Below are 20,230 nucleotides of genomic sequence, written 5' to 3' on the forward strand. Positions count from 1 at the left end.
CTACAACACATCCACCAGTTCCTGGTAATAATCAAGGCCCAGGTGGGTAATTAAATCTTCGCCCATTAAGTGGCGCAGCGTGTTTTGTAATTTTATCAGTTGTTTGAAAATATCATTTTCGGGTGGCAAACCTTCCGCTGTTTGCGGCGATTTAAGGTAGAACGACAACCATTCTTGTATACCGCTCATATTGGCACGTTTCGCAAGATCGCTGAATAAGGCTAAATCCAGAGCTATTGGCGCGGCCAAAATCGAGTCGCGGCAAAGGAAATTGATTTTAATCTGCATTTTGTAACCTAACCAGCCAAAAATGTCGATGTTATCCCAGCTTTCTTTGTTGTCGCCATGCGGCGGATAATAGTCGATACGGATTTTGTGATACAAATCGCCGTATAATTCAGGATTATCTTCCGGTTTAAAAATGTCTTCCAGTACACCCAGTTTCGAAACTTCTTTTGTTTTAAAGTTATCCGGATCGTCCAATACCAAACCATCGCGGTTACCTAAAATATTGGTCGAGAACCAGCCTTTAACACCTAACGAACGTGCGGCTAAACCAGGCGCCAAAATGGTTTTCATTAAAGTTTGGCCTGTTTTAAAATCTTTACCTGCAATGGGTGATTCGGTTAATTTTGCCAGTTCAATCATCGCCGGGATGTCAACTGTTAAGTTAGGCGCACCGTTTGCAAACGGGATGCCTAATTTTAAAGCTGCATATGCATAAATCATACTTGGTGAAATACGTTTGTCGTCATCAACCAAAGCCTGCTCAAATTTTGCAAGTGTTTGGTGTATTTCCGATGCTTCGTAGTATATCTCAGTTGAACCACACCAGATCAAAACTATACGGTCGCAGCCATTTTTTTCTTTGAAGGTTGTAATGTCGTTCATCACTTCTTGCGCCATTTCATAGCGGGTACCAGTTTTAACGTGTGTACCTATCAGGTTCTTAGCGTAATTTTTATCAAAAGCTGCTTTCATCGGAACAACCACTTCAAGCTCAGCTTTTACTGATTTTAATAAGTCCGCTTCAAGCACTTTAGCTTTTGTTGCAGCTTCGTAAACGTTATCAGAGTATACGTCCCATCCGCCAAACACAATATCTTCAAGCTTTGCCAGTGGCACAAAGTCTTTAACTTTTGGGTAACGGTTTTCAGTTCTTTTACCAAGGCGTATGCTGCCCATTTGGGTAAGTGAGCCAATTGGTTGTGACAAGCCTTTTTTTACCGCCTCAACGCCGGCAATCATTGTGGTAGCCACAGCTCCCAACCCCGGAATTAAGATGCCTAATTTACCATTAGCCGGTGTAATATTAGTTTTCATATTTATTTATTATAGTGTACACACATTTATTATAGCCATTTATTGGCCTTATACCAGTTTAACGTTTCGGTAACCCCGGCTTTCAAATCATAAGCTGGAGTAAATTCAAGGTCGGCTTTTGCCCGCGAAATGTCGCAATTCCAGTTAACCGCCATCAACTCCTTTAGCTTCTCAACATTAAGCACCGACGCCTTATTGCTCAAAGAACAAACTTTTTCGGATATGTTTGCAATTAATTTTACAAAGTTTACAGGCAAATGAAACTTAACGGTTTTTAAATTTAACACTTCTCGTGTAAAATCGCCTAAAGCATAACGGCTATAATAGCTGCCGTCGCTTAAATTATATGCCTGTTTATTACCTATATGCAATGCTTTTACGGCAACTTTAGCTAAATCAGTAACATATATAAAGGTTAGCTTTTGGTCGATATTACCAATATACGGTTCAATGCGATTGCTCAGTTGTTTAAAAAATATAAAAATGTCCTTATCACGCGGGCCGTAAACAGCTGTTGGCCTTAATATGGTGTAATTTAAACTGTCTATGCTTTTTAATTTTTCTTCGGCAAGTATTTTGCTCCTGCCATATGCGGTAACCGGGGTAGGGATAGTCTCCTCGGTTATTATCCCGTCTAAATTATTTAACGGGCCAACACCCGCCAGGCTGCTAACCAGCACAAATTTTTTCAGGCCGATATTACTTTCAACTGCGGCTCTTGCCAGGTTATAAGTATAGTCAGCATTTATGTGCTCATATTCCTGAGCCGACCGTGCCGTTGTAACACCCGCTGCATGGATAATATAATCGTACTTGTTTTCGATAATATTATCCTTTAGCGCTTGCACATTGTCAAAGTCGGGGTAGGTGAATTTAATGTCGAAACCTGCCAGGTGGTCAATTTTGCTGCTTTTGCGTACTGCAGCGAAAACTTCCATATTGTTATTTAGCGCCTCTTCAATTAAATGGAACCCAACAAATCCGCTTGCACCGGTTATTAAAACCCGCTGCTTCATATGTCTTTTTCGTACAGCCTGTACGTTTTATAAGGGTCGCCTTTAATAGCTTTTATAGCTTCGTTTATCAATACGTTATTTTCCAGCGTCCAACCGGCTTCGGCATGCTTAAGGCCGCGTTCGCGGTATTCTTTTATGATAGAACCATATAAACAAGCCTCAATGCCCATCTTACGATAACCATCAATAACACCAAGCGCATAAATGCGAATGCTCTGAATATTCTTTTTACCAAGTAACAATTTAAAGATACCGGTAGGCAGCAAGCGCCCGCGTTTTATTTTCTTAAAAATCTCGTTATAATTTGGCAAAGCAAGCCCGAAACCTACAATCTTATTGTTTTGTTCGGCTACATACACGAAGTTTTCGTCCAGTATTAGTTTTAAATCTTTTGCCAGCCAGTCGAATTCCGCATCGGTAAATGGCACAAAGCCGCTGTTTTGGTCCCAGGCAGAGTTATATACCTCACGTACCTTTTCAACCTCGCTTTTAAAGTTTTTAAGGTCTACCTTACGGATAACGATGTTATTACGTTTAAGACGCTCCTGTAAGGCGCCTAATAACCGAATCGATTTATCGTCGTAGCCATCACCGTCCCAATGCCAGGCAATCAGGTCCATTTGTTTTTCGAACCCATATTTTTCAATAAAATTGGCGTAGTAAGGATAATTATAGGTCATCATCAGCATAGGCGGGCTGTCAAAACCTTTAATTAATAACCCGCACGCTTCATTAGTCGAAAAATTTACCGGGCCGATCGATTTTTGGTCAACGCCTTTATCTTTTAACCATTTGGTAGCTGTATCAAAAAGCATATTGGCGGTTTCCTGGTCGTTTATACAATCAAAAAAACCCCAGAAGCCATCGTTTCTTTTATTATGCTCGTTGTGTGCGTTATTCAAAATAGCGGCAATGCGACCGGTCACTTTATCGCCGTCATAAGCCAAAAAACATTGCAGCTCATTGTGTTTATGAAACGGGTGCTTGGTTAGCAGGTCGCGCTGTGCAATAAACAACTCCGGAACATAGTTGGGGTCATCTTTATAAAGGTCGTGCGGAAAATCAATGAATGTTCCAAGCTCTTTTTTGGAGTTAACCTGTACTATTTTCTTCATCAGGTATGCAGTTCTGTTATTTTGTTAAATAATAAACAAGCATCGCCTACTGTTGTCGGCGATGCTTGCTTTATTGAATTAAACTATTGCCATTTACGGCGTAATCCGGTTTATATTTTTTCTTTAATTGATGTAACACCAACATCCTTAAAGGCTTTTGCGATTTTCTCAATGGCTTCTTCAATTTGCTCGAAGGTGTGGGTGGCCATTAACGAAAAACGTAGTAAAGATGAGTCGGAAGGAACAGCCGGCGATACAACCGGGTTAACAAATATACCTGTATCCTGTAAATGCCTGGTAACCTGGAAGGTTTTCATATTATCCCTTACGTATATTGGCAGGATAGGGCTTTCAGTTGGGCCCAAATCAAATCCTTCCTCTAACAAAAGTTTCATGGCATAGTTGGTATTGTCCCAAAGCTTGGCAATGCGCTCAGGCTCCGATTCAATAATATCAAGCGCAGCAATAACACTGGCAACCGATGCCGGAGGCATACTGGCACTAAACATTAATGCACGTGCACGGTGTTTCAGGTAATCAATTGTTTCAGCATCGGCAGCGATGAAGCCACCCAGTGAAGCCAGTGATTTACTGAAGGTGCCCATAATAAGGTCAACCTGGTCGGTAAGTCCAAAATGCGAGGCTGTGCCGGCACCTTTGTGACCAATTACACCAAGGCTGTGTGCATCATCAACCATAATGTTGGCGCCAAACTTATCGGCAATTTTTACAATTTCCGGTAGTTTAACAATATCACCTTCCATGCTGAATATCCCGTCAACGGCAATCAGTTTTACAGCTTCTTCTGGCAAAATGCTCAGTTTGCGCTGTAAATCTTCCATATCGTTATGGGCATATTTGATGACTTTTGAGAATGATAACCTGCTGCCGTCAATCAACGAAGCGTGGTCATATTCATCTAATATCAAATAATCGTTACGGCCGGTAATGCTCGATAGCACACCCAGGTTAACCTGGAAACCTGTGCTGAATAAAACAGCGCCTTCTTTACCAACATAATTTGCCAGCCTTCTTTCAAGCTCTATGTGGATATCAAGTGTTCCGTTTAAAAATCGTGATCCTGCGCAGCCGGTTCCGTATTTATCAATTGCTTTTTTTGAAGCTTCCTTTATTTTAGGGTGACTTGTTAACCCTAAATATGAGTTGGAACCAAACATTAATACACGTTTGCCATCAATAAATACTTCAGTATCCTGGCCAGACTCAATAGGCCTGAAATAAGGATATAGGCCCATTTCCCGGATTAGGTTGGCATCCTGGAACTGTGCAATCTTCTCATGTAGTCTTTTAACCATGTATTAACCCTGCTTAAATTTTTTGTAAAAATACCATGAATTAGGTTATATCTTGTATTTAGTTGGTAACTTTTTTTCGATTACCATAAAAGCATAGTGCTCCCATTCGGCAAATTAATTAATTTTTTTAGTTATTCGGCGACACAATTTTTGATTTTTTTCTAAAAAATGCAAAAAAGCCCCCTATTGTAGTTTTAATGACATACTTGCGTAAAATTTTTGTTGTCTTTTTTCAGGTTATTTAAATGTAACCATATTAGCGTATCCTTATGAAAAATAAAATTTATTGGCAACCTTTGCCTTTAACTGTTGTTACTAACCGGATGCCGCACCGTAATATGAAAAAATCCGTCTCCCTATTCATCATAAATACAGCAATAATTTTTCCGGCCATTTTGTTTGCGCAAACTAGTTCCGATACTCTTGTTACTTTAAAACAATGTGTGGAGTTTGCCCTGCGCAACCAACCTGCAGTGAGGCAAGCCTCAATTGACGAACAAATTAACGAACGTAACATAAAAATTAGTCTTGCTGATTGGCTGCCGCAGGTTAATGGATCTGGCGAATACCAGCATTATTTTAAAGGAAGCCCCGCAAGTAGTTCATCAACCAAAACCAACCAGGCTGCGGGTACACGGAATGACGAGTTCTCGTTATTGGGTTTACAGGCCAGCCAGGTTATTTATAATAATGATGTATTACAGGCGGCCAAAGCAGCCAAATATTCGCGCCAATATTATAAAGAGAATATTTTTAGCAGCCAGGTGAATGTCGTTTCAGACGTTAGCAAGGCTTTTTTTGATGTACTGCTGTCGCAAAAACAATTGGATATTTTAAATGAAGACATTGCCCGGTTGCAGCGCAGTCAAAAGGACGCCTACAACAGGTACCAAGCCGGCGTGTCGGATAAAATTGATTACAAACAGGCTACTATATCGTTTAATAATTCAATTGCCAGTCGCAAGCAAACCGCGGAAGCTATCAATAGCAAGCAAGCTTACCTGAAACAGATAATGGGTATATCGGCGGGGCATAACCTCGTGTTGTCGTACGATTCGTCACGTTTTGAGCAGGCAGCTGTTATTGACACCAATCAGAAACTCGATGTAAATAACCGCATTGAATATCAATTGCTGCAAACGCAGAAAAATCTGCAGAACGTTAATGTGAATTATTATAAGAATGGTTTTTTACCGTCTCTTTCTGCTGTTGGTAGCTATAATTGGGTCTATTTGAGCGACAGGTTTGGCAGTTTATACAATAACTCGTACCCAAGTGCTTATGCAGGACTGTCATTGGCGTTGCCTATTTTCCAGGGAGGCAAACGTTTGCAAAATTTAAGCAAGGCCCGTTTGCAGGTTACGCGTGCTGATTTGGATATTGAGAATTCTGCTAATACCATCAATACCGAATACGTGCAGGCGCTCGCCGGCTACAAAAGCAATTATACCAGCTGGCAGCTGATAAAGCAAAACGTTGATCTCGCCAAGGATGTTTACAAGATTGTTAGCCTTCAATACCGCGAAGGCATTAAAACCTATCTTGATGTAATTGTGGCACAATCAGACCTGCGTACCGCCGAGCTGAATTATTATAATGCATTGTTCCAGTTATTATCGAGCAAAATTGACCTTCAGAAAGCATTGGGCACCCTTTCTGTACAACCAAATTGAATATGAAAACAAGAGATATACTTTTAGCCGGAACGGTTTGTATTTTAATGTGGTCGGCGTGCAAAAATAAAAAGGATGCCGCTAATGCTCCGTTGCCGCCAACCCCCGTTTATGTAGCCGATGTAAAAACTGCCGAAGCCGTTTATTATGACCAATACCAGGGCAATGTTATAGCTTTAAATACAGTTGAATTGCGCAGCCAGGTTACGGGTTTTATTACCGGTATATTTTTTAACGAAGGCGAAATAGTTACCAAAGGCAAGCCTTTGTACGAAATTGACAGGCGCAAATTTCTCGACGCTTATGCACAAACCCAGGCAAATTTGGGAAGCGCCGAGGCAAACTTGATAAAAGCCCAAAAAGATATTGACAGGTATAACATGCTGCTCAAAAACGATGCTGTGGCCCGCCAAACGGTCGACCAGGCTGAGGCAACTTTCGAGACCAGCAAAAGCCAGGTTGCCGTTGCAAAGGCTGCTGTGGCATCTGCAAAAACCGACCTTTCGTACGCAACTATTTCTGCCCCTTTTACTGGTCGCATAGGTATTTCACAAGTAAAATTGGGTACGCAGGTTTCACCGGGAAGCACGTTGTTAAACACCATATCGAGCGAACGCCCTATCGGAGTTGATGTGGTAATTAACGAGCAGGATATTAATCGTTTTTATGGGCTTCAAAAACATAACACCGATTCAACCTTTAAGCTGCAGTTGAGCGACGGTACTACTTATAACCAGGCCGGCAAAGTGCGCGCAATTGACCGTGGCGTAAACGCAACGACAGGTACCGTTAAAGTAAGAATTGAATTTTCGAACAATAATGATGTACTAAAAGATGGTATGAGTTGCGTACTGAAGGTGTTAAATAGCCAATCGGGCAACAGGCTGCAGATTCCGTCTAAAGCTGTTACCGAGCAAATGGGGGAGTTTTTTGTATTTACAGCCCAAGATACTATAGCAAAACAGATAAAAGTAAAGCTTGGGCCGCATATAGGCAATAATGTGGTTGTTATGGATGGGCTTAAACCAGGCGATAAGGTAATAACAGACGGTTTTCAGCGCTTGCGTGATGGAGGTAAAATCACACTTGGGCCACCGGCAGCGGCACCAGGCGCCGCAGGACAAGCGCCGGCAAAAGGCGGTGCGGCTAAATAAATTTGATTGCTTGTTTTAGGATTATTCGATTCCTGTTTCTCTAAAAAGATAAAGAATGATTGCAGATACTTTTATAAAAAGACCGGTTACAGCTATCGTTATTTCGTTAGTGATAGTTATAGTTGGTATAATATGTATAATAAACCTGGCTGTAGGGCAGTACCCCGAGATTGCACCGCCAACGGTTAGCATAACCGGCACCTATATTGGTGCCGACGCGCTCACAGTTGAGCAAACCGTAGCCACCCCGGTTGAGGTGCAAGTTAACGGTACCCCGGGCATGACCTATTTGCAAAGTAATAGTACCAGCAACGGCCAAATGAGCATGACGGTGAATTTTGAGGTTGGTACAGATATAAACATTGCCGCTCTCGATGTACAGAACCGCGTAGGCATTGCAACACCAACTTTACCGCAGGAGGTACAACGTTTGGGTTTAATTACCCGCAAGCGTAACCCCAGTATATTACTGCTGGTCGCCATTTATGCCCCGAAAGGAACGCATGACGTTACCTTTTTAGATAACTACACCAACGTTTTTGTACGCGATGCGCTGTTGCGATCAAAAGGCGTAGGCGACGTAATCAGCCGTGCTGATGATTTTAGTATGCGTATCTGGCTTAAGCCGGATAAGCTTGCTGCGCTGGGGATGACAGCTAATGACGTTACGAGTGCATTGCAGGAGCAAAATGCCCAGGTGGCAGCCGGCTCGGTGGGAACAACCCCGCAGGAGCAGGTGCAGGCCTTTGAGTATACCATAATAGTTAAGGGCCGTTTAACTACGCCCGAAGAGTTTGGAAATATAATTGTCCGTACACAGCCAGGTAACGGCTCTGTTGTGCATTTAAGGGATGTTGCCCGGGTTGAGCTGGGTAAATTTAACTACGCCGGTAACTCGTTTGTTGATAATAAGCGCGCATCGTACCTGCTGGTTTACCAGGCGCCAAACAGTAACGCTATCGAAACTGCCGAAAATGTTTACGCTACAATGGAACAGCTCAAAAAAAGCTTTCCAACTGATGTTGACTACGTAGTACCGTTCGAATCAATTACCGTTGTAAAGGTATCGGTACGTGAGGTAATTGAAACATTGGTTATAGCTTTGTTCCTTGTTATACTAGTGGTGTTTTTGTTTTTGCAAAGCTGGCGGACAACACTTATTCCAATATTGGCTATCCCGGTATCAATTATTGGTACGTTTATATTCTTTATCCCGCTGCACTTTACCATAAATACACTTACGCTCTTCGGGTTTGTGCTGGCTATAGGTATAGTGGTGGATGATGCCATTGTGGTGGTGGAGGCCGTTCAGCATTATATGGATGAAAAAGGCATGTCGCCCAAAGAAGCAACTGTGCACGCTATGAAAGACATATCGGCGCCGGTAATAGCCATTGCCCTGATTTTGGCGGCGGTGTTTGTACCGGTTGGTTTTATACCTGGTATTGTGGGCAGGCTTTACCAGCAGTTTGCCATCACTATTGCTATATCTGTGTTGATATCGGCGTTTGTGGCCTTATCGTTAACGCCTGCATTATGTACGCTGATACTGCGCCCGCACAAGATTGATGAGAAATCAAAGGGGTTGAATAAATTCTTTTTTTGGTTTAACAATTGGTTTACCCGTGTTACCGGCAAGTATCGCAACGGTGTTCACCGGGGAATAAAAAATCCGGCACTTATTGTAATTATACTGGTTTGTATTGTTGTAGGTACCATACTCCTTTTTAAAGAGAAACCAACCGGCTTTTTGCCCACCGAGGATGAGGGACGTGTTTACATAACTTACGATTTACCCGAAGCTTCATCAACCAAGCGAACAGTTGATGTTCTTCACCATGTTATGAGCGCGCTCGACAGTATTCCCGAAGTTTATCACTACGCGGCGCTGGGCGGGTTAAACGTAATAAGTTTTGCAAGTAAATCAAACAGTGCAACCATATTTTGCCAGCTACGGCCCTGGGACGAGCGAAAAGACAAATCGCAACAGGTGGAGGCTGTAATAGCAAAGATCCAGAAAAAGTTATCCATTTATAAAGAAGCGAATGTCGTGGTAATTTCGCCTCCGGCTGTGCCTGGCTTAGGAACATCGGCAGGGTTTTCATTTATTTTGGAAGAGAAACAAGCCGGCGGCGACATCAAAAATTTTGAGAAGGTATTACAAAATTTTACAGCCGCTGTAAACAAACGGCCTGAAATTGCAAGGGCCTTCTCGTTCTTTACTGCGCGCACCCCGGCATACCAGCTAACTATCGACAGGGAAAAGGCGAAAAAGCTTGGCGTATCCATATCTGATATAAGTACCGCGTTGCAAACTTATATGGGTAGTGCGTTTGTGAACGACTTTACCGTTTATGGCCGAAATTTTCACGTAGTGGCCCAGGCTGATACAAATTACCGTACCAATATTGCCGATATAGGACAGTATTTTGTGCGTAACTCGGCAGGCGGAATGGTTCCGTTAAGCACGGTAACCAGCTATAAAGTAATCGAAAATGCGCCGCTGATATCGCACTTCAACCTTTTCCGTTCTGCCGAAATTGACGGTACAGCGAAACCGGGATATAGCAGTGGCGATGCCATAAAAGCGCTACAGGAAGTTGCTGCGGAAACATTACCGCAGGGCTTTGGCTACGAATTTGCCGGTCTAAGCCGCGAGGAGATTATATCAGGATCGAAAACAGTATACATCTTTATGTTATCCATAGGATTCGTGTTCCTGTTCCTGGCAGCATTGTACGAAAGCTGGTCGGTTCCGTTTTCGGTATTGCTGGCAGTGCCTCTCGGGGCATTTGGTGCGATACTGTTTTTATGGTTTAAACCAGGTCTTGATAATAATATTTATGCGCAGATAGGTTTAATTACGCTGATAGGTTTGGCGGCGAAGAACGCCATCCTGATAGTTGAATTTGCCAAGGAACGTGTGGACAGGGGGATGGAGTTGGAAAAGGCTACACTTGAGGCGGTACGACTACGCTTACGGCCAATCATCATGACATCGATGGCATTTATATTAGGTGTAGGCCCGCTGCTGGTTGCCTCAGGTGCCGGTGCAAAAGCAAGACAAACTATCGGATGGACAGTATTTGGCGGGATGCTAACCGCAACATCGCTGGCTATATTTATAGTGCCGGTACTGTTTTACATGATAACCAAATTTGCCTATGGCAAAGAAAAACTGGCTGAATTGCAGAAAAACTATAAACCTGATCCTGAGGTTGACCCGCAGGTGTAGGTAGAGATTAGTTAATTGGAGGTTAGAGATTAGAAATAAATTAATAAAGAACCCTTGCAATTGAACTTGCAGGGGCTTTTTCTTTTCTGCTAATCTCCAATTAACTAATCACCAATCTCTGCTTAAGTAACCTCTCAATAGTACAATTTTGACCTTTTTACCCTGCAAAAATGCTGTTACAATGTCAGTGACAACGGTTATACTGACAGGCTGGGTTATCCCAATGTTAAAAAAATGATAACTATCACTCCTAACTATTGTAGTAAAAAAGTCAGCTGATTATCAATCTTCTAAGGATTTAACAATTGTTAATAAAACTTGTTAATTAGTACGCTAAAGGCTTGTTTACATAACTCAGACATTGTTTTTGGCACACTGGCAAAGTATTTGTTCTGGGGGAGATGTATAGAATTATCTATCAGTTCACTTAAATGATAAACACAACAATGAAACACTCAACAAAATGGATAGCTTCGGTAGCAACTGCTGCAGCTATATTTTTCTCAGTTAATGTAAAAGCCCAAACTACAGAAAAAAGCGCATGGCGCCTGGGCTTTGGAGTTGAAGCCGGCATACCAACCGGCAACTTGAGCACCAGCCCTGCGTATTCAAAATTTGAACTTGGCGGTACCGCCCGTTTACAATATGGTATCGAAAAAAACCTTGCGTTAACTTTTACTTCAGGTTACTATAACTTCTTCGCTACCCAGGCTGCTAAAGATGTAGGAGGCGAAAGCTTTGGTGTAGTTCCAGTAAAACTTGGTATCAAAGGTTTTCTTACTGATAACATTTATTTAGGTGGTGAAGCCGGTGCCGGTTTCGAAACCAAATACGCTAAAAACACAAAATTGATTTTGTCACCAGCAGTAGGCTGGGCTAACAAATCATGGGATGTAGGCGTTCGTTACGAAAATTTCTCAGGCCAGAGCGATAGCTACGGTGTAGTAGCCCTGCGTTTAGCTTACGGTTTCGCGCTGTAAGTTGGTGTTAGAGACTAGTTAATCAGAGATAAGAGATTAGCAAAAAGCCCTTGCATATTAATTATGCAAGGGCCTTGTTATTCTCAGGCCTCTCATATTGTACCGGAGTCTCAAGGATTTAACGTTATGAAAAAGCCCTTGCAATTTCGTTTGCAAGGGCTTTCGTTTTTGCTAGTCTCTAATAAACCAGTCTCTAATCTCTAAACAAGTTTAGCCAGCGCTTCTTTAATGCGTTTCATTGCCTCAATCAGCTTATCCTCGGCGGCAGCATAGCTTATGCGGATGGATTTTTTGTCGCCGAATGAATCGCCGCCAACAGTTGCCACATGGGCTTCTTCTAACAAGAATATTGCAAGCTCATCGGCATCATTAATGGTTTTGCCATTATAGCTCTTGCCGAAGAATGAAGTAACATCAGGGAAGAAGTAAAACGCGCCTTCGGGCAGGTTAACTTTTATGCCATCGATATCTTTTAATAAACCGTAAACCAAATCGCGGCGTATTTTAAATTGCTTGCGCATTTCCAGAACCGACTCCAGGCCGCCTTCATAAGCTGCAACACCGGCACGCTGTGTAATTGAGCAGGTACCTGATGTGATTTGTCCCTGCATTTTATCGCAGGCATTTGCAATTTCTTTGTTCGATGCGGTGTAGCCAATACGCCAGCCCGTCATAGCAAACGCCTTCGACCAGCCGTTGATGATAATTACACGATCTTTTATATAATCAAACTGTGCGATCGATTCATGCTTGTCAACGAAGTTGATGTGCTCATAAATCTCGTCAGACAGGATATAAACTTGAGGATATTTTTCAAATACTTTTGCCAAACCTTCCAACTCGTCCTTGCTGTAAACGCTGCCGGTAGGGTTACATGGCGACGAAAACATAAACAATTTTGTTTTTGGAGTGATGGCGGCTTCCAACTGTGCAGGAGTGATTTTAAAATCCTGCTCAACAGGGGCATCTATAAATACACTTACACCTTCAGCAAGTTTAACCACCTCGCTGTACGATACCCAGTAGGGTGTAGGGATAATAACTTCTTCGCCTGGGTTTACCAAACATAGCACCGCGTTGGCAATAGCCTGTTTTGCGCCGGTGGAAACCACAATCTGGCTGAAGTCGTAATCAAGGCCGTTTTCGTTTTTCAATTTGGCAACTACGGCTTTTCTTAATTCAGGATAACCCGATACCGGGGTATAATAAGTAAAGTTTTGATCCATAGCCTTCTTGGCAGCTTCCTTAATATGCTCAGGGGTGTGAAAATCCGGCTCGCCAAAGCTTAGGCTTATCACATCAACACCTTTTGCAGCAAGTTCGCGGCCCATTTTGGCCATCTTGATAGTAGCTGATTCCGACAGGTTATTTATCCTGTTACTTAATGTACTCATATTGTTTTTTGATTATTGCGCGGCAAATATAGAAAAAGTCTTAAGTCTGAAGTAATTAGTCTTGAGTCTGGCAGTTGTTTGTTACTGTTTTTTAACATTTCCTTAATCTGTATTTTGCAAAAAAAGTAATTTTAGACGTAGTTTATATTTATTGATTATGAACTTTAAAATCAACAGGACGAATTTTGCAAAACTGGTAAATCTTAGAAATATTGAAAACAATTGTGCCACCCAAAACCTCTATGCATCAATCCTTTCATTTCTTTTTTAATTCCCTGGCCTAAATCGAATCCATTTCCTAATAAAAACCATATTTTTGCCGCAAATAAGGACGGTTTTGAAAGAACAGAAAAGGATAATACTGGTTGCGTTGATTGTGGGTGTGGTCCTGATGCTGGCAAAATTCGGGGCCTATTTTTTAACTGCGTCAACCTTTGTACTTACTGATGCTGCCGAAAGCATAGTAAACGTGCTGGCCAGTTCCTTTGCGTTTTTTAGTATTTACCTGGCAGCACAGCCACGCGATGAAAACCACCCTTACGGTCATGGTAAAGTAGAGTATTTCTCTGTTTTTATCGAAGGCTCGCTGATTGCCATTGCGGCCATTATCATCATTGTTAAAGCTGTTTATGGTATATTTTACCCTAATGCTATACACGATCTTATAACCGGCGCCATCATTATCGGAATAACCGGCGTGGTTAACGGCGGACTTGGCTATTTTATGATTAATAAAGGCAAGTCGCTCCATTCAATAACTATCGAAGCGGACGGCAGGCACCTTATGGCCGATATGGTTACCAGCGTTGGGCTGGTAGTTGGTTTACTGCTTATTCATTTTACAAAAATATTGTGGCTCGATAGCGGCTTGTCTATCTTAGTGGCAATCTACATTTTGTATAGCGGTTACCGCTTGGTACGCCGTTCGGTTTCAGGCCTGATGGATGAAGCCGATTTTGGGGTGGTAAATGAAATTGTATCGGTACTTAATGAAAAACGTCGCGACGAATGGATTGATATCCACAATTTTCGCGCACAAAAATATGGCCATGAACTGCATATCGATTGTCATTTAACGCTGCCTAATTATTTTGATTTAAACCGGGTGCACGCAGAAGTTAAGTTGGTTGACGAGCTAATAAATAATGAAGTTACCAAAACGGAACTTTTTATCCATGCTGATCCGTGTTTGCCGGAATGCTGTCACTACTGCAGCATGCCTAATTGTCCCATACGCAGCGAAGCAAAAAACGAAGATATTGTTTGGACGATGGATAAAATTATCCGCAATAAGAAACACTTTGAATAATGTACCCATTTAACGTACGTGTTTACGGAATTTTAATTAACGACGCAGGCCAGGTGCTTATTAGTGATGAGCAGGAATACGGCATGCGCTTTACCAAATTCCCTGGCGGAGGGTTGGAGCCGGGTGAGGGTTTGATAGACGGCCTTAAGCGCGAGTTTGTTGAAGAATGCAATTTGAATGTGGAAGTAACAAGTCACTTTTACACCACTGATTTTTATGTAAAATCTGCGTTCAATAACTCACAGGTTATCAGTATTTATTACCTGGTTAAAAATATCGACCCGATAAATCTTAATATTAAAACCGTTGTGTTTGATTTTGACAGCGAGGGCGACACGCTGCAGGCTTTCCGCTGGGTAAACCCCAGCGACATGCACCTCGAAGATTTTATCTTCCCTACAGACAAACGCGTTGCGGAACTTTTAATTGAAACCATATGAGCCTTGTTGAACGCGATTTAAAGGTAATTTGGCATCCATATACCCAAATGCAAACCGCTCAGCCACCGGTGCCAATTGTGCGTGGTGAGGGTGCTTGCCTGTTTGACGAAAGTGGCAAAAAATATATCGATGCGGTTTCGTCATGGTGGGTAAACATCCACGGGCATGCACATCCCTACATCGCCCAAAAAGTTGCAGAACAGTTGCACAAACTGGAACATGTAATATTTGCCGGTTTTACCCACGAAGGGGCAGTTGAACTTGCCGAAAGGTTATTGCAACTGTTACCCGCCAATCAGCAAAAAGTATTTTATTCAGATAATGGCTCTACCGCCAACGAAGTGGCCATAAAAATGTGCCTGCAATACTGGCACAACAGGGGCGAGGCCCGTACAAAAATACTGGCCTTTAAAAATGCCTATCACGGCGATACTTTTGGGGCCATGGCTGTAAGTGGTCGCAGTGCCTTTACTGCTGCGTTTGATTCTCTCTTATTTGAGGTTGAGTTTATTGATTTGCCAACAGAAGAAAATATACAAAGTCTTAAATCTCAAATCTCAAGTCTCAAATCTGAATTAGCCTGCTTTATATTCGAACCTTTGGTGCAGGGAGCCGGTGGGATGATAATGTACGAAGCAAGATACCTTAACGAACTGATGAAGCATTGCCGCGAAGAAAATGTGCTGATGATTGACGATGAGGTGTTTACAGGGTTTGGTCGCACGGGGAAGAACTTTGCCTGTGATCATTTAACAGAGCAGCCCGATATCATGTGCTTTTCAAAAGGCCTTACCGGCGGTACCATGGCATTGGGTGTTACTACCTGTAGTACGCAGATATACGATGCTTTTTTGTCTGACGACCGCCTGAAAACGCTTTTCCACGGTCATTCGTTCACTGCTAACCCGGTAGCCTGCGCAGCGGCGCTGGCCAGCATGGATTTGTTTATCGAACCATCAACCCGTCAAAATATTGAAAGGATCGAGCAGATGCACACCTTATTCCTGCAAAAAATAAAGAATCACTCTAAAATAAAAACTGTACGCCAAACAGGTACCATACTTGCAATGGAATGGGAAACGGGTAACGACACTTCTTATTTCAGTTCGCTGCGCGATACTTTGTACAATTATTTTTTAAGGGCCGGCATCATATTGCGGCCGCTTGGTAACATTGTTTACATTTTACCCCCGTATTGCATTACCAATGATGAACTGGCCTATATTTACAGCCATGTTGAGCGTGCGCTCGATGAGATATAACTATGGAACTTAACACACTGCTGCCATCAATAATTGCTGATAACGCCTTGCATGCCAAATGGTTGAACACACTATCGTTAATGGAAAATACCGGGGCGCGTAAAATATCGGCCAGCGAGGACCCGCTAACGGTTACCTACATTATACTAAAACACGCTGCCGAAGAACACCGCCATGCATTCTATCTAAAAAAACAAATAGAAAAAACCGGCCCGGCTGCTTGTGCTACCTATGCTCCTGAATTTTTATTGGCGCCGGGATACAGCAAATACTATTTAAACCAGTTGGATATACAGGTTAGCAGGTACTTAAAACAGGCCTTAAAACTATCAGGTAAGGATTTACGCTTTGCGGCTTACCTGCTGGTTACTTATGCCATTGAGGTACGTGCCGATGAACTTTATCCGGTGTATCAGCAGGCACTTGACGATGCAGGCAGCAAGGTCAATGTCAAATCAATAATACTGGAAGAAGAAGGGCACCTGGAAGAGATGATCAGCCAGTTGAAGCAATTTTCGCCGCAATGGGCGCAGCATGCGCAAATAGCAGTTGATTATGAAACCCGGTTATTTAATGATTGGGTGAATGCGCTGGCCGGCGAAATGATACCTGCCTAAAAAGTTCAATAGGTACAAAAAAAGCCATCCATATTAGCTGCGGATGGCTTTTTTGTGAGAGAAATATTGTTAATTATCTGCCGCCGCCAAGATCGCTCATGCCAACTTTTTCAAAGTCTTTGGCAATTGCATAAGTGCCGGCAGGCGCTTTAGCGTCCGATACGCTTGATATGGTAATTGGCTGCTCCTGGCCCTGCTGAAAAGCAGTAAACTGAACCGGGAAGCCACCTATTTTAGTATAGTAGAACGGTACAGCGGTTTCGGGAACGGTAATGTCGTTTGTAATCCATACATCGTATGTTTTACCGCTTTTAGCGTCTTTGGCAACTACTTTTTTACAGTTAAAACCCGATATCTGCTTGGTTTCAGTTCCGGGTGTGAATGTAAAAGTTGGCAATTGCGACATTCCTTCCTCAAGTTCAGCCGGGGTAGCTATGCCTGCTTTTTTCATGTTCGCTACCGGTACGTCCAGAACAACAGCCAGGTAATCGTGCTTGGCAGTGGTTAATATCTTGACATTAGCGGGCCCTAAAGTTATCAATATTGCTGTAGAATCTGCAGTGAAATATTGTTTAACATCGGCCTGCTGCCCGCGCATTTCGGTAGTGTAAGCCACCATACCCGATGTGTAATTTTTTTGCGCGCTGGCGCTCAATGTGGTTGCTGCAAGTGCTACGCCCAGGGCAACGTTAAAAAATTTAATATTCATGTTTTTTAGGGTTATTTTAATACAATTTAGCGTATTATTAACTTAAGTGCAAATTTTGTTTTATTGTTTATTGCGTTAGTTAGATACCGTGATCAGCGAAATGTTACGTTTCAGAACCTTAAATTTTATATTATTATTTAGGGCTTCGCTCTTTAACTTATCGATATAGGCATCGCTGTTGCTACCATCCATCACAAGTAAGCGGTAAGCGAAGTTACTGTTTATTGCTTCAAGTTGGGTGTGCTGGTTGCCGGTAATATAAATATAATCGGCGCTTAACTTTTGGGAAAGATATTTGTCGCTCACCGGGCTGTTTAGCAGCAAAACCCGTTTGTTAAAGAATTGCACCAGTCCGCCTTGTTTAGCCACCCACGGTATATTAATATTTTTATTTAGCGGCAGTAGTCTTATGTTACTTATCCTGCAGCTGTCCAAATAAGGCTGCACCGAATAACGGTAAATTTTGGAGGTGTCTTTTAAATCGGTAATTATAACGGCGGCGCTACCGTTTTTAAATACTATTGCTTTGTGTTTATTGAGGTTTAGCCAGGCTATATTTTTGCTGCGTGATGTGATTATTTGTTTGATACTTTTACTGATGCAGAACAATAAAATACATGCCAGTGCAAGTTTAATCAGCCATTTATTTTTATCGTAAAGAAAATAAATGAGGCTGATAATAATAACGTAAAGCAGTAGGTATTCGGCAGTGGCGAGCCATATTTTTGTAATGGAGGCGTAAGGCAGGTGTTCAATCCAGGTTAAAAACCTGTCCATTACCAATATAGAATTTTCGAGCACCCAGGCCAATCCGTTGGACACGAATGGTATTTGCGGTAACAGCAGGAGGAAAATACCGGAGTACATGATTATCTCTGTAGGGATAACGATAAACAAATTGCTGATTAAAAAATAAACGGGGAACTGGTGAAAGTAAAATGCACTTAACGGAAAGGTAATAACCTGTGCAGCGATAGACACAGAGCAGGCTGCCCATAATTTATCGGCCCATTTGTTTTTAAAGGTGAGCCACTTATATACAATTGGCTGCAACACAATTAGCCCGAATACTGCCAGGTAAGACAGTTGGAAACCCACATCCACAATATAAAGCGGGTTATAAAACAGCAATCCCATAGCCGATGCCGCCATTATATTCAGCAAATTGATGTAGCGGCTGTAAGTCTTTCCAATTACCACCACGCTGATCATCACTGCCGCCCTGCAAACAGCCGGCGAGAACCCGGTGAGCATAGCGTAATACCAAATAAACGTTATAATTATGAGCGCCTTTAGCAGTTTACCATATTTAAACCGGTTTAAAAAGCCAAGGGCAAACGTTAATAATATGTAAACCACCGCCACATGCGCCCCCGAAACAGACAGCACGTGTATAGTCCCGGTTTTTGAATAAGCCTGTAAAACATCATCGCTTAAATCGGCTTTGTAACCTAAAATCAGTGTAGATGCTACGGCAATTGCGCTGGTGTCGTGCATGCTGCGTTTTAGTTTCTCAACCAGCACCCGCCTTTTGTGCAGCGAATAGCTGATCAATTCATTGCCCTTTCCCTTTGCAAGCACGCTGTATTGTTTAGCGAATAAGAACTGCTGATAATAAATGTTCTGGTTGGCCAGGTATCGCTTGTAGTTAAACTCAGCCGGGTTAAAGGGCGGGTTTACTATGGTGTATTTTGCAGGGATGAGCAATACGTCACCATAGGTAAGTTCGGGTGCAATGTCTTTCAGGGTGATGAGCAATGTTCCGGTGGCGTCGGCGTGTTTGTTGTTATTTATAGTTTGTTCCACGTTAACCGTAAACCTGAGCCAGCCGTTTTTATAAACAGGCTCACTGTTAATTTTTGCAACCAGGTATTGGGCTGAGGCTTTTGAAAAATGCTTTTTATTATTTAGCTCGTTATTATTTACGAGGCTGAGGTAACCGGCCAAAAACAGGATAATTACGATTAAGCCGCCGCCAATCCAACGATGTTTATAAATCGATAGCCGGGTATACCCTAAATTAAAGCCGATGAAAATTGAGCCGCTGACAAACAGGAATAAAATCAGCGACTTGATATTTACGTCAGAAGGAAAGTTTATAGCAAGACTAATACCCAATATAAAGGGGAGCAACAGGATAAGGAAAGGTATTTCGCCTTTGTGGTTGGCTATCATATTACAACTCGCTTGTCATTGGGAACGAAGCAATCGCGAACTCTGTAGATCCGCCCTGTAAAGTTCGCGGTTGCCGCGCTCGTACCTCGCTCGCAATGACAAATTTTTTAATTAATCGATATACAGGAAATAAAGATAGTCGTTCAATCAGTAATTACAACTGATCTCTCACCTCAATCAAAAACTTTTTAAGATTTTCGAGCGAACTGATTACGCGGTGGCTGTCTTTGGAATCAGCCATGTTGTTTTTTAAATATTCTTTTGCGCCGGTTAGGGTGTAACCTTTATCGCGTATCAGGTGGAAGATAATTTTAAGGTTTTCTATGTCCTCAGGGGTAAAATAACGGTTGCCTTTTTTGTTCTTTTTAGGCTGCAAAATGTCGAATTCCTTCTCGTAAAATCTTATTAACGATTGGTTTACATCGAATAAAATAGCCACTTCACCCATGGTGTAGTACATCTTGCTGATTTCCCGTTCTTTATATGGCATATGCAAATGTAATTGTTTAATT

Annotated in this window: 16 protein-coding genes; 8 read left to right on the top strand and 8 right to left on the bottom strand. The window is 42.3% G+C overall.

Annotated features, from left to right (window positions below; translation table 11 throughout):
- The 4 genes from Q0R52_RS03470 to Q0R52_RS03485 all read right to left on the bottom strand — a co-directional run bounded on the left by Q0R52_RS03470 (position 1) and on the right by Q0R52_RS03485 (position 4,770).
- Entirely contained in the window at positions 1–1,323 is a 1,323-nt protein-coding gene (locus tag Q0R52_RS03470; RefSeq protein ID WP_295792174.1) for an inositol-3-phosphate synthase, read from the bottom strand.
- 29 nt (positions 1,324–1,352) lie between these two features.
- Positions 1,353–2,339, bottom strand: a complete 987-nt coding sequence (locus Q0R52_RS03475) for an NAD(P)-dependent oxidoreductase (RefSeq protein ID WP_295792177.1) — start codon at positions 2,337–2,339, stop codon at positions 1,353–1,355.
- Entirely contained in the window at positions 2,336–3,454 is a 1,119-nt protein-coding gene (locus Q0R52_RS03480) for a GNAT family N-acetyltransferase (RefSeq protein WP_295792178.1), read from the bottom strand. Before Q0R52_RS03480 ends, Q0R52_RS03475 begins: the two co-directional genes overlap by 4 nt.
- Positions 3,455–3,564: 110 nt before the next feature.
- Complete coding sequence (locus Q0R52_RS03485) at positions 3,565–4,770, bottom strand: pyridoxal phosphate-dependent aminotransferase family protein (protein ID WP_295792181.1); 1,206 nt, start codon at positions 4,768–4,770, stop codon at positions 3,565–3,567.
- 269 nt (positions 4,771–5,039) lie between these two features.
- On the opposite strand from Q0R52_RS03485, the gene Q0R52_RS03490 reads away from it, so the two are divergent.
- The 4 genes from Q0R52_RS03490 (at position 5,040) to Q0R52_RS03505 (ending at position 11,812) form a co-directional block, all read left to right on the top strand.
- Positions 5,040–6,443, top strand: coding sequence for a TolC family protein (locus Q0R52_RS03490; RefSeq protein ID WP_295792183.1), 1,404 nt, complete (start codon positions 5,040–5,042; stop codon positions 6,441–6,443).
- A 2-nt stretch (positions 6,444–6,445) separates the two neighbouring features.
- On the top strand, positions 6,446–7,597 hold the full coding sequence (locus tag Q0R52_RS03495) for an efflux RND transporter periplasmic adaptor subunit (RefSeq protein ID WP_295792186.1): 1,152 nt from the start codon (positions 6,446–6,448) through the stop codon (positions 7,595–7,597).
- A gap of 55 nt (positions 7,598–7,652) precedes the next feature.
- On the top strand, positions 7,653–10,832 hold the full coding sequence (locus Q0R52_RS03500) for a multidrug efflux RND transporter permease subunit (RefSeq protein WP_295792189.1): 3,180 nt from the start codon (positions 7,653–7,655) through the stop codon (positions 10,830–10,832).
- A 446-nt stretch (positions 10,833–11,278) separates the two neighbouring features.
- On the top strand, positions 11,279–11,812 hold the full coding sequence (locus Q0R52_RS03505) for a hypothetical protein (RefSeq protein ID WP_295792192.1): 534 nt from the start codon (positions 11,279–11,281) through the stop codon (positions 11,810–11,812).
- A gap of 200 nt (positions 11,813–12,012) precedes the next feature.
- On the opposite strand, the gene Q0R52_RS03510 is transcribed toward Q0R52_RS03505, so the two are convergent.
- Positions 12,013–13,206: a pyridoxal phosphate-dependent aminotransferase gene (locus Q0R52_RS03510; protein WP_295792197.1), complete on the bottom strand. Its 1,194-nt coding sequence runs from the start codon at positions 13,204–13,206 to the stop codon at positions 12,013–12,015.
- 337 nt (positions 13,207–13,543) lie between these two features.
- Here Q0R52_RS03510 and Q0R52_RS03515 point away from each other — a divergent pair, with 337 nt between their 5' ends.
- From Q0R52_RS03515 to Q0R52_RS03530, 4 genes are read left to right on the top strand one after another with little or no spacing between them, the layout of a single operon-like run.
- A complete protein-coding gene (locus Q0R52_RS03515; protein WP_295792200.1) occupies positions 13,544–14,515 on the top strand; it encodes a cation diffusion facilitator family transporter in 972 nt (323 codons plus the stop codon).
- A complete protein-coding gene (locus Q0R52_RS03520) occupies positions 14,515–14,955 on the top strand; it encodes an NUDIX hydrolase (protein WP_295792206.1) in 441 nt (146 codons plus the stop codon). Before Q0R52_RS03515 ends, Q0R52_RS03520 begins: the two co-directional genes overlap by 1 nt.
- Positions 14,952–16,217, top strand: coding sequence for an adenosylmethionine--8-amino-7-oxononanoate transaminase (bioA, locus tag Q0R52_RS03525; protein ID WP_295792210.1), 1,266 nt, complete (start codon positions 14,952–14,954; stop codon positions 16,215–16,217). The genes Q0R52_RS03520 and bioA overlap by 4 nt, the downstream gene beginning before the upstream one ends.
- A 2-nt stretch (positions 16,218–16,219) precedes the next feature.
- Positions 16,220–16,834: a hypothetical protein gene (locus tag Q0R52_RS03530; RefSeq protein WP_295792213.1), complete on the top strand. Its 615-nt coding sequence runs from the start codon at positions 16,220–16,222 to the stop codon at positions 16,832–16,834.
- A 73-nt stretch (positions 16,835–16,907) separates the two neighbouring features.
- Here the strand turns inward: Q0R52_RS03530 and Q0R52_RS03535 are convergent, their stop codons facing one another.
- The 3 genes from Q0R52_RS03535 to Q0R52_RS03545 form a co-directional block, all read right to left on the bottom strand.
- Positions 16,908–17,543 carry a hypothetical protein gene (locus Q0R52_RS03535; protein ID WP_252792019.1) on the bottom strand — a complete coding sequence of 212 codons (636 nt, stop codon included), beginning with the start codon at positions 17,541–17,543 and terminating at the stop codon, positions 16,908–16,910.
- A 75-nt stretch (positions 17,544–17,618) separates the two neighbouring features.
- Complete coding sequence (locus Q0R52_RS03540; RefSeq protein ID WP_295792216.1) at positions 17,619–19,718, bottom strand: ComEC/Rec2 family competence protein; 2,100 nt, start codon at positions 19,716–19,718, stop codon at positions 17,619–17,621.
- Positions 19,719–19,872: 154 nt separating this feature from the next.
- Positions 19,873–20,208, bottom strand: a complete 336-nt coding sequence (locus Q0R52_RS03545; protein WP_252792021.1) for a MerR family transcriptional regulator — start codon at positions 20,206–20,208, stop codon at positions 19,873–19,875.
- Between the last annotated feature and the right edge of the window lie 22 nt (positions 20,209–20,230).

The sequence above is a fragment of the Mucilaginibacter sp. genome, assembly GCF_025359345.1.
Lineage (GTDB): Bacteria > Bacteroidota > Bacteroidia > Sphingobacteriales > Sphingobacteriaceae > Mucilaginibacter.